This is a genomic window from Nonomuraea gerenzanensis (genome assembly GCF_020215645.1).
In the GTDB taxonomy this organism is placed as follows: domain Bacteria; phylum Actinomycetota; class Actinomycetes; order Streptosporangiales; family Streptosporangiaceae; genus Nonomuraea; species Nonomuraea gerenzanensis.
The window spans coordinates 1700228-1717620 of the sequence record NZ_CP084058.1 but is presented as its reverse complement, the minus strand read 5'-3'; the positions used below and the strand labels follow the sequence as shown (position 1 = coordinate 1717620).

16 protein-coding genes are annotated in these 17393 nt (G+C 73.2%); 10 read left to right on the top strand and 6 right to left on the bottom strand.

Going from position 1 to position 17393, the window contains the following annotated elements; all coding sequences use genetic code 11:
* Window positions 1–141: 141 nt before the first annotated feature.
* On the top strand, window positions 142–1989 hold the full coding sequence (gene recQ, locus LCN96_RS08415) for a DNA helicase RecQ (RefSeq protein WP_225272017.1): 1848 nt from the start codon (window positions 142–144) through the stop codon (window positions 1987–1989).
* Between the two features lie 348 nt (window positions 1990–2337).
* On the opposite strand, the gene LCN96_RS08410 is transcribed toward recQ, so the two are convergent.
* A complete protein-coding gene (locus LCN96_RS08410) occupies window positions 2338–3201 on the bottom strand; it encodes a DinB family protein (protein WP_225272016.1) in 864 nt (287 codons plus the stop codon).
* Window positions 3202–3304: 103 nt separating this feature from the next.
* Between LCN96_RS08410 and LCN96_RS08405 the strand changes: the two genes are divergently transcribed.
* Both LCN96_RS08405 and LCN96_RS08400 read left to right on the top strand, forming a co-directional pair.
* Window positions 3305–4933 carry a CocE/NonD family hydrolase gene (locus LCN96_RS08405; protein WP_225272015.1) on the top strand — a complete coding sequence of 543 codons (1629 nt, stop codon included), beginning with the start codon at window positions 3305–3307 and terminating at the stop codon, window positions 4931–4933.
* Window positions 4934–5028: 95 nt separating this feature from the next.
* The gene (locus LCN96_RS08400; RefSeq protein WP_225272014.1) at window positions 5029–5655 is read left to right on the top strand and encodes a hypothetical protein; all 627 of its coding nucleotides are present in this window, start codon (window positions 5029–5031) and stop codon (window positions 5653–5655) included.
* 135 nt (window positions 5656–5790) lie between these two features.
* Here the strand turns inward: LCN96_RS08400 and LCN96_RS08395 are convergent, their stop codons facing one another.
* Entirely contained in the window at window positions 5791–6603 is an 813-nt protein-coding gene (locus tag LCN96_RS08395) for an alpha/beta hydrolase (RefSeq protein ID WP_225272013.1), read from the bottom strand.
* A 106-nt stretch (window positions 6604–6709) separates the two neighbouring features.
* Here LCN96_RS08395 and LCN96_RS08390 point away from each other — a divergent pair, with 106 nt between their 5' ends.
* The 4 genes from LCN96_RS08390 to LCN96_RS08375 all read left to right on the top strand — a co-directional run bounded on the left by LCN96_RS08390 (window position 6710) and on the right by LCN96_RS08375 (window position 9272).
* Window positions 6710–7207 carry a methylated-DNA--[protein]-cysteine S-methyltransferase gene (locus tag LCN96_RS08390; protein ID WP_225272012.1) on the top strand — a complete coding sequence of 166 codons (498 nt, stop codon included), beginning with the start codon at window positions 6710–6712 and terminating at the stop codon, window positions 7205–7207.
* Window positions 7204–8058: a 2OG-Fe(II) oxygenase gene (locus tag LCN96_RS08385; protein WP_225272011.1), complete on the top strand. Its 855-nt coding sequence runs from the start codon at window positions 7204–7206 to the stop codon at window positions 8056–8058. The genes LCN96_RS08390 and LCN96_RS08385 overlap by 4 nt, the downstream gene beginning before the upstream one ends.
* Window positions 8059–8181: 123 nt before the next feature.
* A complete protein-coding gene (locus tag LCN96_RS08380; protein WP_225272010.1) occupies window positions 8182–8637 on the top strand; it encodes a type 1 periplasmic-binding domain-containing protein in 456 nt (151 codons plus the stop codon).
* A gap of 11 nt (window positions 8638–8648) precedes the next feature.
* Window positions 8649–9272 carry an alpha-ketoglutarate-dependent dioxygenase AlkB family protein gene (locus tag LCN96_RS08375; protein ID WP_225272009.1) on the top strand — a complete coding sequence of 208 codons (624 nt, stop codon included), beginning with the start codon at window positions 8649–8651 and terminating at the stop codon, window positions 9270–9272.
* Here LCN96_RS08375 and LCN96_RS08370 read toward each other — a convergent pair.
* Window positions 9256–9954, bottom strand: coding sequence for a helix-turn-helix domain-containing protein (locus tag LCN96_RS08370; protein ID WP_225272008.1), 699 nt, complete (start codon window positions 9952–9954; stop codon window positions 9256–9258). The two genes, LCN96_RS08375 and LCN96_RS08370, sit on opposite strands and share 17 nt — an antisense overlap.
* Before the next feature lie 159 nt (window positions 9955–10113).
* On the opposite strand from LCN96_RS08370, the gene LCN96_RS08365 reads away from it, so the two are divergent.
* The gene (locus tag LCN96_RS08365; protein ID WP_225272007.1) at window positions 10114–10842 is read left to right on the top strand and encodes an AAA family ATPase; all 729 of its coding nucleotides are present in this window, start codon (window positions 10114–10116) and stop codon (window positions 10840–10842) included.
* Window positions 10843–10885: 43 nt separating this feature from the next.
* On the top strand, window positions 10886–11287 hold the full coding sequence (locus LCN96_RS08360; RefSeq protein ID WP_225272006.1) for an HIT family protein: 402 nt from the start codon (window positions 10886–10888) through the stop codon (window positions 11285–11287).
* Here the strand turns inward: LCN96_RS08360 and LCN96_RS08355 are convergent.
* Both LCN96_RS08355 and LCN96_RS08350 read right to left on the bottom strand, forming a co-directional pair.
* A complete protein-coding gene (locus tag LCN96_RS08355; RefSeq protein ID WP_225272005.1) occupies window positions 11280–12305 on the bottom strand; it encodes an alpha/beta hydrolase in 1026 nt (341 codons plus the stop codon). The genes LCN96_RS08360 and LCN96_RS08355 overlap by 8 nt on opposite strands.
* A 21-nt stretch (window positions 12306–12326) precedes the next feature.
* A complete protein-coding gene (locus tag LCN96_RS08350; protein WP_225272004.1) occupies window positions 12327–13541 on the bottom strand; it encodes an amidohydrolase family protein in 1215 nt (404 codons plus the stop codon).
* Between the two features lie 94 nt (window positions 13542–13635).
* Between LCN96_RS08350 and LCN96_RS08345 the strand changes: the two genes are divergently transcribed.
* Complete coding sequence (locus LCN96_RS08345; protein WP_225272003.1) at window positions 13636–14079, top strand: SRPBCC family protein; 444 nt, start codon at window positions 13636–13638, stop codon at window positions 14077–14079.
* Between the two features lie 47 nt (window positions 14080–14126).
* Here the strand turns inward: LCN96_RS08345 and LCN96_RS08340 are convergent, their stop codons facing one another.
* On the bottom strand, window positions 14127–17321 hold the full coding sequence (locus tag LCN96_RS08340; protein ID WP_225272002.1) for a BTAD domain-containing putative transcriptional regulator: 3195 nt from the start codon (window positions 17319–17321) through the stop codon (window positions 14127–14129).
* Between the last annotated feature and the right edge of the window lie 72 nt (window positions 17322–17393).

Sequence of the window (17393 nt, the reverse complement as noted above, 5' to 3'; positions counted from 1 at the left end):
CCATGAAGTCGGGAAGCAGGCGAGGCTGTCGGTCGCGGCGGCTACGATCGCCAGAGGCACGCGGACGAGCGCCGCCGCTGCCCCTCTCCGCCAACGGCGGAACTGACGATCCGCTCACCCCCGAACACGTAAGGTAGCCGCATGGATACCCCCACCGAGGTTCTGCACCGCGTGTTCGGCTACGACTCGTTCCGGGCGGGTCAGCAGGAGATCATCGACCAGGTCGTGGCCGGCGGCGACGCCCTCGTCCTGATGCCCACCGGCGGCGGCAAGTCGCTCTGCTACCAGATCCCCGCCCTGGTGCGCAAAGGCGTCGGGGTGGTCATCTCCCCCCTGATCGCGCTGATGCAGGACCAGGTGGACGCGCTGCGGGCGCTCGGCGTGCGGGCGGGGTTCCTCAACTCCACGCAGGGCTTCGACGAGCGGCAGCTCGTGGAGTCGGAGTTCCTGGCGGGCGAGCTCGACCTGCTCTACCTCGCCCCCGAGCGGCTACGCGTGGACGCCACGCTGCGGCTGCTGGCCAAGGGCGACATCTCCGTGTTCGCGATCGACGAGGCGCACTGCGTGGCCCAGTGGGGTCACGACTTCCGGCCCGACTACCTGGAGCTGTCCAGGTTGCGCGAGCTGTGGCCCGAGGTGCCGCGCATCGCGCTGACGGCCACCGCCACGCCGGCCACGCACGCCGAGATCTCCTCCAGGCTCGGCCTCGACCAGGCCCGCCACTTCGTGGCCGGCTTCGACCGGCCCAACATCCACTACCGCATCACGCCCAAGAGCGAGCCCAAGCGGCAGCTCCTGGAGTTCCTGCGCACCGAGCACCCGGGCGAGTCCGGCATCGTCTACTGCCTGTCGCGCTCCTCCGTGGAGAAGATCGCCGAGTTCCTGGTCGACAACGGCATCGCGGCGGTGCCGTACCACGCGGGGCTCGACGCCCGCACCCGCGCCCACCACCAGGCCCGCTTCCTGCGCGAGGACGGGCTCATCGTGGTCGCCACGATCGCCTTCGGCATGGGCATCGACAAGCCCGACGTGCGCTTCGTGGCCCACCTCGACCTGCCGAAGTCCGTGGAGGGCTACTACCAGGAGACCGGGCGGGCCGGGCGTGACGGGCTGCCCGCGACCGCGTGGATGGCGTACGGGCTGCAGGACGTCGTGCAGCACCGCCGCATGGCGATGGAGGGCGACGACGCCCACCGCCGCCGCCAGGTGCACCACCTCGACGCGATGCTCGCGCTGTGCGAGACCGTGGGCTGCCGCCGCATGATGCTGCTCGACTACTTCGGGCAGAAGGGCTCGCAGCCGTGCGGCAACTGCGACACCTGCCAGAGCCCGCCCGAGTCGTGGGACGGCACGATCCCGGCACAGAAGGTGCTGTCCACGGTGCTGCGGCTGCTCAGGGAGCGGCGGCAGAAGTTCGGCGTCGGCCAGGTCGTCGACATCCTGCTCGGCAAGCAGACCCCCAAGGTGCTGCAGCACGGCCACGAGACCCTGAAGGTCTTCGGCATCGGCACCGACCTGGGCAACGCCGAGTGGCACGGAGTGGTCCGGCAGCTCCTCGCTCAGGGCCTGCTCGCGGTGGAGTCCGACTACGGCGCGCTGGTGCTGACGGACGACAGCGCGGCGGTGCTGCGCGGCCAGCGCGAGGTGCGCCTGCGCCGCGACACCCACCGCCCGGCCCGCGCCAAGACCGCCTCCGGCACCAAGTCCGCCCAGCCCGCCGTCGAGCTGCCCGCCGAGGCCGCCGCCGTCTTCGAGCGGCTGCGCTCGTGGCGGGGCGCCACGGCCAAGGAGCAGGGCGTCCCCGCCTACGTCATCTTCCACGACGCGACCCTGCGCGAGATCGCCACCCAGGCGCCCGCGTCGCTGGCGGAGCTGAGCAAGGTGAACGGCGTCGGGGAGAACAAGCTGGCCAAGTACGGCGAGCAGGTGCTGCGGACGTTGCACGGCGACGACCTGCCACCGGAGGAGGGCGAGCAGACCCTCCTGTGAGACCTCACGTGCCAGGTCACGTCCTTGGCCTGCGTGCCACCTGGCATGAGCGGCGTGGTGGTGGCGACGGCCGCACGAAGAACGGTCGTCGCCACCACGTTGGTCGGCCTGTCCGCGGCGATCGCCTGCGCCGCCTCGCGCGGATCGGGCCGGACGGGTCCCGTCGCCCCTGGCACGGTGTGGTCTGCGTGGTCGTCCCGTGACGGGTCGGCCATTACCGATCTTCTCACCGTATCGGGCATGACGTCGCGGGTTCCGCCAAGAGTGGTGCCGCGATCTGTGGTCTGACTCTGCCGTACATGCTGATCGTACGGCGTGGCGGTGGCGGATGTGCGGGCGGGCGGGTGCTCAGTTGACCGCGGGCCAGGCGGGGTGACGACCGAGGTGGGCGAGGAGGTGATCCTGGGCGGGCGCCCCCATGGGCAGCCGCACCGCCGGGCCGAACCTCGCGGGGCGATCGGCGCCGGTGACGAACAGATGGGCCAGATCCAGCAGCTCCTCAGCCAGGAGCGGCGGGATCGGGTGGTGCTCGCCGCACGCCCTGGCCACGTCCCAGGCGTGCGCGGCGACCTCGATGGCGCCTACCGCGGCCACCATCGGGCTGGTGAGGTGGCGGTCGTGGATGGTGATGAGGTCGCCGGTGAGCACGGCTGCCCATCGGCCGAGGACTTCCGTGGCGGTGTCCCTGAGGGTCAGGGCGGGGTTGCGGAGAGGGAGGTGCGGTGGGTGCTCTTGGGTGCGGGCGGGAACGGCCATCGTCCGCGAGCCGGCGGACCGGCCGCCCGCGCAACCACCTGCGGTTGTGTCACCACGCACCTGGGCCATCCCCGCATCCCCCCGCACCTCGGCCACGCCGGCATCGCCAGGATCGGCGGCACGCGGCATGGCGCCGCGCGGATCGACGGCACCCGACACAGCACCGCGCGGATCGACGGCACCCGACACAGCACCGCGCGGATCGACGGCACGCGGGACGGCGCCGCGAACGCCTACGTCGAGCGGAGCCGCCGTGACCTGGCCGAGGGCGGCCTCGTTCAAGGTGTCGAGAGAATCGCCCAGATGGTGAAGCAGTTGCTGGAGGTTCCAAGCCGCGCAGGGCGTCGGGCGGCAGAGGGCCGCCGGGGACACGATGCGCAGGCTGCCGAGCGCGTAGTCGATCGCCCGCTCCAGCAGCGCCACGCCTGCCGTCAGTACCCGTCTCTGATCGCTCATGTCGCCTCCTCGTGGATGGAGACCGAAGGGGAGGTGAAAAGTCATCGCCTCTCAGGAACCGGACGGTCGAGCCGTACTCTGGGGCGGAGCGGAGGGATCTGCCATGAGGATGCTCAGCAGACTGTTCGATCGGCTCCTCGGCCTGCCCGAGGCCACCACGCCCGACATCGAGCTCGCCCGCGACCTCCCCGTGCCCATGCCCGACGGGGTCGTGCTGCGTGCCGACCGTTACCGGCCGCGCGGGTCGGAGCCGCTGCCGGCGGTGCTGGTGCGCACGCCGTACGGGAAGCACAAGCTCGACGCCAGGGCGACGGCCCGGGTGCTGGCGCGGCGCGGCATGCAGGTCGTCGTGCAGGACGTGCGGGGCACGTTCGGGTCGGGCGGGCGGTTCTCGGCCTTTCACCAGGAAAGGGATGACGGGCTGGCCACGGCCGCCTGGTTGCGGGCGCAGCCGTGGTGCGACGGGCGGCTGGCGATGGCGGGGGCGAGCTATCTCGGGTTCACGCAATGGGCGGTCGGGCCCTACCTCGATCCGCCGCTGGAGGCCATGTGTTTGGGGGTGACGGCCAGCGAGTTCAGAACGACGTTCTATCCGGGTGGTGTGTTCGCCCTGCACAACCTGCTGACCTGGGCCTCGATCATCGGCACGCAGGAGGAGGCGCCGCTGGGCGGGCTGCTGCCGGCTCCGCGCAGGGACCGGCGGGTGCGGCGGGCCATGGCGCACGTGCCGATCGGCAGGTCGGACGTGGCCGCGATCGGGAAGCGGGTGCCGTTCCTGCGGGAGGCCGCCGCGCACACCGGAGCGGGCGACCCGTTCTGGACCGACACCGACCACAGTGCCGCCGCGGTCAAGATGACGACGCCGACCAGCATGGTCACCGGCTGGTGGGACCTGCTGCTGCCGGCGCAGCTGCGTGATTACGCCGCGCTGCGCGGGGCCGGGCGCCGCAGCAGGATCCTGATCGGCCCCTGGGGGCACGACCTCGGCGTGCTGCGGGCGCTGCTGGCCGAGGAGGTGTCATGGTTGTCGGCGCACCTGCTCGGCGACACCGCCCAGCTCCAGCGCGCCCCCGTACGGCTCTACCTGCAACGGGCCGGCCGCTGGCTGGACTTCGACACGTGGCCGCCCCCGCAGTCCGCGCCGACGGCGCTGTACCTGCTGCCGTACGGCAGGCTCGGCTGGAGCGCGCCCGGCGAGGCCGCGCCCGGCGGGTTCACCTACGATCCCGCGCGCCCCACCCGCTCCGTGGGCGGGCCGCTCCTGGACGGCCGGGAGGCGAAGCAGCGCGACAACCGCGCCGTCGAGGCCCGCCCCGACGTGCTCGTCCACACCGGCGCGCCGCTCCAGCGCGACCTGGACCTGATCGGCCCTGTCTCGGCGACCGTGTACGTGCGGACGGACACGGGACACGCGGACCTGTTCGTCCGGTTGTGCGACGTGGACGCCTCCGGGGTGTCACGCAACGTCACGGACGGCATCCTGCGGCTGCCTCCTGGGAACGACGGCGTGGTGGAGGCCGAGGTGGAGCTGCAGCCGACGGGGTACCGGTTCCTGCGCGGGCATCGGCTGCGGGTGCAGGTGGCGGGCGGGGCGTTCCCGCGGTTCGCGCGTAATCACGGGACCGGCGAGGCGGTGGGAGAGGCGGTGCGGACCCGGCCGACGCGCTTCGAGGTCTTCCAGGACGCCACCCGTCCTTCGTCGCTCACGTTGCCCGTCTTCGGCGGCCTGTAGGTGTTTCCAGGCCGGTTGCGTGGGCGCGGCCGATGCTCGTTCGGTGCGGTGGAACCTTTCGCCCGGGGGGTCGGTAATGGGGGCGAGGAGGTTCGATGCGGTCGTTGAGAGTGAGTGCCGGGGTTGGGGTGACGGTCGCCGTGATGGTGGCCGTGATGGTGGCCGTCGGTGGGTGTGCGGCCGGTGCGGGAGGGGCGTCCACTGCGGGCGGTGAGGGGACGCGGCCGGGCTCGGCAGCGAGCACCGGCACGGGCGCGGAGGCGAGCACGCAGGCGGGCACCGGCACGGAGGCGAGCACCGGCACGAGCACGCAGGCGGACGCGAGCCCTCGGCCTACGGCCACCGGTGCGGGCTGCGGCGGCACGCCGGTGTTCGAGGGGGACGGCTTCCCCGAGGTGCAAGGAACGGCGCAGGACGCGGAGCTGTGGGGGCTGCTGTTCGTACGGGCCACGCCGCTCAGCGCGGGAGACGAGGTGAAGGTCGTATGGCGGATGACCGGCGAGGGGCCGCTGCGCGTCCGGGCCGTCCACCCCGACGGGACCGTCGCCAAGCTGCTCTGGGGCCCGGAGGAGCACGGCGGATCGACCTGGCGGCGTCCCGGGCAGGAGTGGGGCACCGGGTTCGTGTTCCAGAAGCCGGGGTGCTGGAAGATCGAGCTGGCGCGCAGCCGGGGGTCAGGGCACGTCCGGCTGCCCGTCGCCGACGCCGGGAAAGGCGGGTGATGCTCGCCGCGAGCCAGGACGGCCACCGCCACCTCGCGGTGGACGGCACGGGGATGACACCCGGGGAGACCGTGGCCGTGATCGTGCGGGCGTTCCCCGAGATCCACGGCACGCGGCCTCCGGATGGCGTCGGGGTCAGCCTCCCGCCAGCGCGCCGTCGATGAAGGACGTCACGTCGTCGAGCACCTCGTCCTTGTTGACCTCGTTGAAGACCTCGTGCCTGGCCCCCGGATAGATGCGCTCCGTCAGCTCGCTGCCCCTGACGTCCGCGATGCCGGCGCGGCTGCCCGGCAGCGGCACGAGCTGGTCGTCGTCGCCGTGCACCCACAGCGTGGGCAGCGCGCCGAACGTGCCGCCCTTGGCGATCGTGTCCAGCGTCGTCGCGAACGCCTCCAGCGTCGCGCGCTTGAACGGCCCGTGCCACACCAGCGGGTCGGCGGCGTAGGCCGCGCCCACCGACGGGTCGCGGGAGAGCGTGCCGGGGTCGATGGGCACGTCCGGCGGCTCCTCGAACGCCAGCAGCGTGGACACCGCCTCCCAGGCCCCGATCACCGGCCCCGACAGGACGAGCGCGGCCAACCCCGAGCCGTACCGCTGGGCGTAGCGGGCCGCGATCATGCCGCCCATCGAGTGGCCGATCAGCACGACGGGCACGCCGGGATGCTCGGCCCTGGCCCGCTCCTCGACGGAGTGCACGTCGGTGACCACGTCCTCGAAGTCCTCGATGAGCACCCTGTCGCCCTCGGACTTGCCGTGCCCCATGTGGTCGAGGCCGTAGACGGCGGCGCCGTGGCGGACGAGGCGGTCGGCGACGTACTCGTAGCGGCCGATGTGCTCGCCGTACCCGTGGACGAGGATCGCCAGGTATCGCGGGCGTTCGTGGGGCCATGCGCGGACCGTGTTGCCGCCTCTCGTGCCGGTGAAGGTGTGCTCGCGGGACTCGGCCATGCTCACTCCTAGCTCGAAATCAAGGTGAGCGTACGTCAGGGAGGGCGGCTGCCGCGACGTCCGAAAACCGCCGACCTTTCGTGGGTGCGGCGGTGTTGTGGAGAGTATGGACATCTACACGACGATCGACAGCCCGCTGGGCGAGATCCTGCTCGCGGGGGACGGCACGGCGCTGACCCGCGTGTCGTTCGGCGTCACTCCGGAGGTAGCCGGGCGGGCGGGGTGGCGGCGGGAGCCGGACGCCTTCGCCGAGGCCGGGCGGCAGCTCGGGGAGTACTTCGCGGGTGAGCGCACCCAGTTCGACCTGGCCGTCAGCCCGCGGGGCACCGCGTTCCAGGAGCGGGTGTGGGCGGAGCTGGCGCGGCTCCCGTACGGGACCACGATCAGCTACGGCGCGCTCGCCGCCCGCGTCGGCGCGCCCGCCGACCGGATCCGCGCCGTCGGGGCCGCCGTCGGCGCGAACCCGCTGCTCGTCCTGCTGCCCTGCCACCGCGTCGTCGCCGCCGACGGCGCCCTGACCGGGTACGCGGGCGGCCTCGAACGCAAGCGCGCGCTGCTCACGATCGAAGGCGTGCTGCAGCCCCAGCTCTGGAGCACGCTGTGAACACCGACGAGAAGCAACCGCAGGCCGCTGACCGGATGACGACCTTCGTTCAGGAGGAGCCGGCGGCCGGGGACGGGCGAGACGCGAATGGACGGGAGCCGGTGGCCGGGGACGGGCGAGACGCGGATGGACGGGAGCCGGCGGCCGGGGACGGGCGGGGGCTGGTGGATGCGGATTGGGGGCGGCTGGCGGCCGAGCTGGACGCGTACGGGTGCGCGCCGACCCCTCAGCTCCTCACCCCCGAGGAGTGCGCGCAGATCTCCGCCCTGTACGACGAGGCAGGCTTCTTCCGCGCCACCGTCGACATGGAGCGCTACCGCTTCGGCGCCGGACAGTACCGCTACTTCGACCACCCCCTCCCACCCCTGGTGGAGCGGCTGCGGGCGGCGTTCTACCCCCGCCTGCTGCCGATCGCCAGGGACTGGGCGGCCCGGCTGGGGCAGCCCGCGCCCTGGCCGGACGACTTCGGCGACTGGCTCGACCTGTGTCACCGGGCCGGACAGACCCGCCCGACGCCCATCCTGCTGCGCTACCGGGAGAACGACTGGAACGCGCTGCACCGCGACCTGTACGGGGAGCTGGTGTTCCCGCTGCAGGTGGTGATCGGGCTGGACCGGCCGGGCGTGGACTACACGGGTGGTGAGTTCCTGCTGGTGGAGCAGCGGCCCCGGGCCCAGTCGCGGGGGACGGTGACGCTGTTGCCGCAGGGGCACGGGCTGATCTTCACCACTCGCGATCGTCCCGTGCGGTCGTCGCGTGGCTGGTCGGCCTCGCCGGTGCGGCACGGGGTGAGCACCGTACGGTCCGGGCTGCGGCACACGCTCGGGCTCGTCCTGCACGACGCGAAGTGAGTGGCCATGATGTCCAGGCTGATCGGTGCCGATGGGCGACCGTATCTCGGTCCGGTGCCCGGGGCGCCGGGCGGGCAGCGGGGGGCCGCCCGAGCGAGCGCCCCCTCACCGCGAGCCGCCGTCATGTCCCAGCCTGAGCCTGTCCCACCCACCGCCGCGGAACTGGCGACCGTAGTGGACCTCATCCGCGCCCGGCGAGCCCGCACCATCGTGATCGGGCAAGGCCGGGACGCGGCGCCCGTGGCCGAGGCGTTCACCGCAGCCTGGCCGGAGGGCGAGGTGCTGGCGGTGGTCGAGTGGCCGGAGGAGGCCGCGTCCTGGCTGAGGCAGGCCAGGAGGTTCACCGCGCACGAGCCCGATGCCTGGGTCGTGGCGGGCGGGCCGCGCGGCTGGGCGGGGATGAGCCGGCGGTTGCGGCGCGACACCGCTTGGGAGCCGTCGCGGACGGTCGGGTTCGCGGCGACCGCCCGGGCGGTCGCGATGGCGCCGCCTGGGACACTGGAGGGGATGCGCGGCGCCGACCCCGATGGGAACGTGTGGCGCATCGGTCGCAACGTGATTGTTCTGGAGCAGTCGTGATCCCGCTGCCGATGAGGGAAATCGCACCCGGCGCGGTGCACGTGCCGGGCTGGCTGACGCTGGAGGAGCAGCGCCGGCTGGTCGAGGCGTGCCGGGGGTGGGCGCGGGGCCCGGTGCCGATCCGGCACACTGTGCTGCCGAGCGGCGGCGTCATGTCGGTTCAGACGGTGTGCCTGGGCTGGCACTGGCAGCCGTACAGGTACACGCGCGTCGCCCACGACGTGAACGGCCGCCAGGTGGCGGAGCTGCCCGGGTGGCTGGCCGGCCTGGGCCGCCGCGCGCTGGCCGACGCCTACGGGCACGAGGTAGCCTACGACCCCGACACCGCGCTGATCAACTTCTACGACGGCCGGGCCAAGATGGGCATGCACCAGGACAAGGACGAGCGCTCCGACGCCCCGGTGGTGTCGTTGAGCATCGGCGACGCCTGCCTGTTCCGCTTCGGCAACACCGAGACGCGCGGGCGGCCGTACACCGACGTGCGGCTCACCTCGGGTGACCTGTTCGTGTTCGGCGGGCCGTCCCGCTTCGCCTACCACGGCGTGCCGAAGGTCTACCCGGGCACCGGCGATCCCGCCACCGGGCTGGCCTCCGGCCGCCTGAATCTCACGCTGCGGGTCACCGGCCTGCGGTGACGTACCCGAACTGGTCGTCGGAGAGCGTGCGCCGCAGCGTGCGCAGCACCTTGGCGGCGTCGTCCTGCGGCCCCTCCAGGTAGAACGGCTTGCCGTCGCGGCCGAAGGTGACGGCCGACTCCTCCTCCCACTTGCCGAGCAGGTCGGAGCCGAGGGCGAACAGGTCGTTCGGCTCGAACCCGAGCGTGCGCGCGTGGTCCACCGAGCCGAACACCAGGTGCCTGGCCAGCTCGATCGGGGCCTCCTGCCAGCCCGGGTACTCGCCGAAGAAGTACTCGCGGAAGCGCACCAGGTCGCGGTCGTCGAGCACGTCAGGGCCGATGACGCTCTTGACGCCCATGCAGTAGACGTCGGCCAGGTAACCGCAGACGGACAGCCGGTCCCAGGTGTGGCGCCGGGCGACGAGCACGCACACCATGCCGCCCACGCCGGAGCCGGGCGCCTCGTCCACCCAGCCGCGCGCCGGGTCGACGCCGAGCCCTTCGCTCCAGCCCACGTTGATCCAGCACCCGACGACCTCGGCCTCGCCCGGGCCCTTCGCCTCGGCCGTCTCGGCGGTCTCCGTGGCGATGGCGCGGACGAGCGGCGCCACGACCGACGGCGACACCTTGAGCGCGCGGGCGATCTCCTTGGGCGACTTGCCCTGCAGGCGCAGCTCGCGTACCTGCTCTTTCAGATCCATTGCGGCAGCCTAGCGTCATGGACGGGCGCGGCGTGGCAGCGTCACCGCAGCGGCCGGACCGCCGCCTCCGAACGGCGCGGCGCGGCGCGGCGCGGCGCACGCAGCTCAGGCCCGATTAGGCTCAACCGGGACATCTCGCTGCGACGAAGGGCGATAGACGTGCTGCTGACGCGGCTCCGCGTTCCCCGCCTGCCCGCCGACTGGTCCGCCGAGCTGCCCGCCGTCCGCCATCTGCACGCACACGGCCTGACCTTCGACCGCCAGGTCACCTTCCTCGTGGGTGAGAACGGATCGGGCAAGTCCACCCTGGTGGAGGCCATCGCGGACGTGTGCGGCATCAACTCGGAAGGCGGCAAGGCAGGCACCCGGTACGCCTCAGCAGGAGAGCCCTCACCGCTCGGGCAGTCCCTCGACGCCGAGCTCACCGTCACGGGGCTCGGCCTCCTGCGCGGCCCGCGCCGCAGGCGGCGGGGCTTCTTCTTCCGCGCCGAGACCCTGTTCAACCTGGGGCAGCGGGTGTCCGGCCTGCCCGGCTACTGGGAGGGCAGCCTCGCGGAGCAGTCACACGGCGAGGGGTTCTTCACCGTGCTCGACCGGATGCTGGCCGGGCCGGGGCTCTACCTGCTGGACGAGCCGGAGGCGGCCCTGTCGTTCCGGTCGTGCCTGCGCCTGGCCGGCCTCATGCACCGGGTCTCGCGGGAAGGCGGGCAGATCATCTGCGCCACCCACTCGCCGATCCTGGCCGCCCTGCCGGGGGCCCGGATCGTGGAGCTGGGCGAGGACGGCGTGGGCAGCGTCGCGTGGGAGCAGCTGCAGGTGGTCGACGACTGGCGGCGCTTCCTGGCCAAGCCGGACTTCTATCTGCGGTACGTCCTGGAGGACGACTGACACCGTGACCGGCGGGCGGGTCGGCGTCTGCGATCATCGCGGGATGAGCGAGTGCACCTTCTGCGAGATCGTGGCCGGTCGATCGCCGTCCCACCGCGTCCTGGAGGACGAGCACACGCTGGCGTTCCTGGACATCAGGCCCGCCTCCCCCGGGCACACGCTGGTGGTCCCGCGCGTGCATGCGCGGGACGTGTGGGAGATCTCCCAAGCCTCTCATGGCCAGGTCGCCGACATGGTGCATCGCGTCGCCGGCCTGCTGAGGACGGCTCTCGCACCCGACGGGGTGAACGTGCGGCACAACACCGGCGACGTCGCCGGGCAGGACGTCTTCCATTTCCACGTGCACGTGATTCCTCGCTGGCGCACCGGTGAGGCGGGGCCGGCGGGTGAGCTGGCGCACGTTCTGCGGCGGATCACCGGCGATCGCCCCCCGCCCGCTACGTGAGGCGATGGGCGAGCCAGGCCAGGGCGAGCGGATACCGGTACTCGATCCCCCCGTGGCCCGCCTCGAACAGCTCGAAGTGCACCCGCTCCCCCGGCACCCCCGCCTCCTCCAGCGCCCGGTTGAAGGCGACGGCGGCGAAGTCCAGGTAGTACTCGTCCTTGCTGCCCGCGTCCACCCAGATCGCCCGCATCGAGCGCAGCGCCTCGGCGTGGCGCGGCTCCCGCGCCATCACGACCGGGTCGAGGGTGAGCCACCGCTCCCACACCTCGGGGACGACCGCGCCGGTGTCGTCGAACGGCAGGCGGACGATGCCGTTGTCCGAGTACGCGGCCGCGTAGGCGTACATCTCCAGCAGTTCGAGGTCCCCGTCCCTGGTGCCGGCCAGGCGGCCGCGGAAGTCGGCGAGGAACTTGTCGTAGGAGCCGTCGTACATGTCGCGCAGCCTGCGCGCCAGCGCCGGGAAGCGCGGCCGGTTGCAGACCTCGAACAGCGCGTCGCCCGCGTGCGTGGCCAGCGCGCCGAACACGTCCGGCGCCAGCATGGCCGTGACCATGGCCCCGTAGCCGCCGCTCGACTTGCCGGTGACGGCCCGGTGGTCGCGGTCGGCGAGGGTGCGGTAGCGGGCGTCCACGAAGGGGACGATCTCGTCACGCAGGTACGAGTGGTAGCGGCCGGTGGCGGGCGAGTCGAGGTACTGGCTGCCGCCGAGCGAGGTCCACGCGTCCACGTACACGACGATGGCGGGCGGCGCGTCCCCGGCGGCGAACATGGCGTCGGCCAGCTCCGGGTACGGCTGTCTGAACGGCGCCCGGTTGAACCACATGCCGACGTGCCCGGTGTAGCCGAGCAGCACGTACATGACCGGGTAGCGGCGGCCGGGCGAGTCCTCGTAGCCGGGCGGGACGTACACCACCAGCGGCCGTTCGTGCGGATCCCCCAGCGGGTTGCCACGCAGGAGGTCGCTCTCGACGACGTGGTGGTCGAGGCGGCCGGCCAGTTCGGCGGACCAGGGCAGCATCAGGTCTCCTCTCAGGAACGTTCAGCCCACGGACGAGGTCACGGTGTCCACGCCCGACTGCCCGACCGAACGGCCGGAAACCAGCACGAGCGCGAGGTTGCGCAGGTCGGAGATGCGTTCGAGGGGGTCGCCCGCGACCGCGATGAGGTCGGCGCGCTTGCCCGGGTCGAGGCTGCCGGCGACCGCGCCCACCCCGCAGGCGTCGGCGGCCAGCACGGTGGCCAGCTCGATGATCTCCGCGTTGCCGTAGCCCACCATCGCGAACGTCTCCAAACCGCCGACGTACCCATCGGTGGCGTTCGGGATGTCACCCACGGCGAAACCGGAGTCCGTGCCCGCGATCAGCCGCATGCCCGCCTCCCGCATCGCGGCGACGCCGGCCAGCCAGGCGTCACGCATCGCCTCCCCGTGCACCTGGGCGATCCGCTCGTGCACGCCGTGCACGGTGGGGCACACGTACGTGCCGCTGGCCGCGACGAAGTCGGCGAGCCGCGCGTCGTACTCGTGGCCCGACGGCGTGAAGAACGTGCAGTGCTCGATGGTGGTGACGCCGGCCTCGACGCAGCTCCTGATCGAGGCGTGCGCGTGGGCGTGCGCCGCGACGTGCTTGCCGCGCGTGGCGGCCTCCTCGACGACCACGCGCAGCTGCTCCGTGGTGTACTGCGGCACCCAGCTCGGCGGCGCGCCCGGCGTCATCAGGCCGCCCGAGGCCATGACCTTGAGGCAGTCGGCGCCGGCGCGCAGGTTCTCGCGGGCGACGCGGCGGATGGCGGGCTCGTCGTCGGCCTCGCCGCCCATGTACCAGCAGTGGCCGCCGGTGACGGTGATCGGCCTGGTGGCCGCGACGAGGTGCGGGCCGACGGCCAGGCCCTCCTCGATGGCGTCGCGCAGCACCACGTCGAGGAAGCCGCGCCCGCCCAGGTCGCGGGCGGTGGTGACGCCGGCGGAGACGAGCTTGCGGGCGTTCTCGGCCATGCGCAGCAGCAGGTGGTGGTCGCTCTCGGTGCTGCGCCTGGTCACCGGGTCCACCTTGGCGTCGAACCCGAGGTGCACGTGCGCGTCCACCATCCCGGGCAGCACCGTGTGGCCGGGCAGCTCGATCACCTCCGGTGCCTCTCCCGCGCTGCCGCGCGGCCCCACGGAGACGATCGTGGCCCCGTCGATGAGGACCTCCCCGTCCGCGATCACTTCTCCTGGACGCCCGGTCAGCACCTTGGCGGCGCGAATGATCCGCATGGGTCCCAGCGTGCCATCGCCTAAAGGCCGCGAGAAGGGGATCGTAAGCCCTGCCGGTCATCGTGGAGTCATCGACAGCAAGGAGGGCAGCACGATGACCCAGACCGCCGAGTACGAACTGATCCGCCTCTTCGACGCGCCCCGCGAGCGGGTGTGGGCGGCGTGGACCGAACCGGAGCGGTTCGCCCGCTGGTTCGGGCCGGCGACGCTGGCCACGCCGGTCGGCCGGATCACGCTGGACGCCTGGCCGGGCGGCGTCTGGCGGGCCACGCTGGTGGGCGAGGAGGGCTTCGAGGTGACGCTGGACGGGACGTACCGGGAGGTGGTGGCGCCGGAGCGGCTGGTGTTCACGACCGGCGACCCCGACGATCCGGGTGACGGGCCGGCGTCCGTCGTGACGGTCGGCTTCGCCGACGCGGGCGGGAAGACCGAGATGCGCTTCCACCAGTACGGGGTCAACACCGACCCGGAGCACGCCGAGGGGGCCAAGGCGGGCTGGACCGAGTTCTTCGACCGCCTGGCCGCCTGCTTCGCATGACTACAGCAGGCCGCCTGCTCCGCGTCACTTCAGCAGGCTCTGGACCGTCACTGCAGCAGGCTCTGGGCGTCGTCCAGCTTGTAGGTGCCGCCCTTCGCGAACGCCACCGCGAACGCCTCCTCCCCGAGCGCCTCGCGCGTCCGTGCGGTGGCGCGCTCGATGTCCTCCAGCTCGGCCGCGCCCAGCGGCAACTGGTAGCTCTCCCTGACCGCCGCCGCCAGCCCCAGCAGCAGGGCCGACTTCTCGGTGGGCCCCGCGGCGGCGGCAGCGCCCTCCACGGCGCCGACCGTCGTCCTGGGGTCGCCGATGCGCCAGGCGAACGCCATGGCCTCCGCGTGCAGCGCCATCGCTCCGGCCAGGTCACCGCGCAGCTCGGTGAGCCAGCCCAGCTCGATGAGGGTGTCGGGCAGGTGCAGCGCGGGATCGCCGTCGGGGTCGCGGGACAGCCCTTCGAGCAGGTGCAGCAGGTGCCGCTCCGCCAGGTCGAGCCGGCCCGACCTGCGCGCGGCGTAGGCCAGGCCCATCTCGGCCATGGTCGCGCCCTTGCTGTACCCCTGCGCGTCCGCCTGCTTCAGCGCGCTGCCGCACAGCTCGATCGCGCGGTCGAACTGGGCGCTCTGCAACGCGACCCAGCCGAGCCACGCGGTGTGCGTGGCGACCTCGGGCCACAGCCCCAGGTCCTCGGCCAGCCGCAGCCCCTCGCCGAACAGCCGGTTCGCCTGCTGGGCGTCGCGCCGCATCTCGGCCAGCGAGGCCAGCCACTCGGTGGCGCGCAGCAGCCCCCACCGGTCGCCCAGCTCGGTGAACAGGCGGGCGCTCTCGCTCGCGATCCGCTCGATCGCCTCCTGGTCGCGCACCGTGAAGGCGTCCATGGCCTGCCGGGTGAGCGCGGTGGCGATGCCCCACCGGTCGCCGGCCTCCCTGAACGTGGCCAGCGCCAGCTCCGTCTGCTCCTGCCCGGCCGGCATGTCGTCCGCGTGCAGCCCCACGAAGAGCCTGGCCCTGGCGCGCTCACCCGGGTCCTCGACCGCGTCGAGGACGGGCCGCCAGTCGGGCTGCTCGCCCAGGCACAGCGCGAACCCCGCCTCCCAGGCCGCCGCCCTGGCCCGCGCCGGGTCGGCGTCGGGCCGCGGCACGGCCAGCGCCTGGGCCATGGCCCGCCTGCCCTCGGCGAGCCTGCCCCGCAGGAACCAGTACCAGGCCAGCGCGTTCACCAGCCGGGCCGCGTCGTGCGCGTCGCCGCGGGCCGCCGCCGTGTCGAGGGCCGCCCGCATGTTGGCTGCCTCCGCGTCCAGGCGCAGCAGCCAGTCGCGCTGCTCGGGCCCGTACAGGCCGGGCTCCGCTCGTACGGCGAGGTCGAGGTAGTGGCGCAGGTGCGCGTGACGTACGGCGTCGAGCTCGCCCACGTCGGACATCCTGGCGCGGCAGTACTCCGACACCGACTCCAGCAGGCGGTACCTGACGCCGGTGGGGGTGTCCACGACCACCACGAGCGAACGGTCGACCAGCCGGGCCAGCAGGTCCAGCACGTCCAGGGTCCGGTCGCTGTCGCAGACGGCCTCGGCGGCCTCCAGCGTGCAGCCGTCCACGTGCACGGCCAGGCGGCGCAGGACGACGCGTTCCTCGTCAGGCAGCAGGTCCCAGCTCCAGTCGATCACCGCGGTGAGCGTCTGCTGGCGGGCCGGCGCGCCACGCTGCCCGGAGGCCAGCAGCCGGAACCTGTCGTCCAGCCGGGCCACCACGCCCTGCACGCCCAGCGCGCGCACCCTGGTCGCGGCCAGCTCCAGCGCCAGCGGGATGCCGTCGAGCCGCCGGCAGAGCTGCGCGACGGCCTGCGCGTTGCCCGCCTCCAGCCGGAAGCCGCGCGCCGAGGCCGCCGCCCTGGTCACGAAGAGCCGCACGGCGTCGGAGCGGGCCATGACGGCCAGGTCGGCGCCGGTGGGCACGTCGAGCGGCGGCACGCTCCACAACACCTCGCCCGCCACGGCCAGCGGCTCCCGGCTCGTCGCCAGGATGCGCAGGTCGGGGCAGCCGCGCAGGAGCACCTCGGCCAGCTCGGCCACCTGCTCGACGACGTGCTCGCAGTTGTCGAGCACAAGCAGCATCCGCCGGGGCCTGAGCACGGCGGCCAGCCGCGCCGCCAGCGCGGCATCGGCCCCGCCCCCAACGGGCGTGACAGTCGCGGAGGCGGGGTCGCCCGGAGCCGTCGGAGCGCCTGCCTCTTCCCTGATGTCCAGCGCCGCCATGACGGCCTCCGCCGGTGAACGAGGGCCCTGGTCGAGCGCGACCAGCCAGGCACCGTCCGCGAACGTGTCGAGCAGCCGGTTCGCCGCCTCCAGCGCCAGCCGCGTCTTGCCCACCCCGCCGCTGCCCGTGAGCGTGACCAGGCGCTCCTCCTCGATCAGCCCGCACACCTCACCCAACGCCTCGTCACGCCCGATCAGCTTGCTGACCGAGGCAGGCAGGTTCGTGACGGGCCGGTCGGCGGGCACGCTCAGCGCCGGGTCCTGACCGAGGATCGCCTGGTGCAGCGCGACCAGCTCGGGCCCAGGATCGAGCCCCAGCTCGTCGGCCAGCCGCTCGCGCAGCTCGCCGAAGCTCGCCAGCGCCTCGCTCTGCCGCCCAGCGCGGTACAGGGCCCGCATGTGCACGGCCCGCAGCCGCTCCCTCAGCGGGTGACGGTCGACCAGGTCGCCCAGCTCCCCCACGAGCAGCCCGTGCTCGCCCAGCTCCAGCCGCGCCTCGGCGTGCTGCTCCAGCGCCGACAGCCGCTGCTCCTCCAGGCGGTGGATGGCCGACCTCGTGTACTCCTCGTCGGCGAAGTCCGCGTACGCGGGGCCCCGCCACAGCGCCAGCGCGTCGGCCAGCAGCCCGGCCTTGGCCCGCGGGCTGTCGGTGGCCTCGGCCTTGGCCAGGAGGGCGGCGAAGCGCACGGCGTCCACGGCGCCCTCGTCGGCGCGCAGCAGGTAACCGGGGGCGCGGGAGACCACGAGGTTCTTGCCGCCGGGCTCGGCGTCCTCGAACGCCTTGCGCAGCTGCGAGACGCGCACCTGCAGCGCGCCCGCCGGGTTGGCCGGCGGGTCCTCGCCCCACAGGTCGTCGACCAGCCGGTCCACCGAAACCGGATGGCCCTCGTGGACGAGCAGGTCCACGAGGAGCGCCCGGACCTTCAGGCCGGGGACCGTGACGGTCTCCCCGGCGTCCGTCCAGACGGCCAGCGGGCCAAGCACCCCAAATCGCATGCCCGTCACCTTACGAGAAGCGTCCGACAAACGTCAGGGGCCGCCCGCCTGGTGACCGAGCAGCCCGCGCGT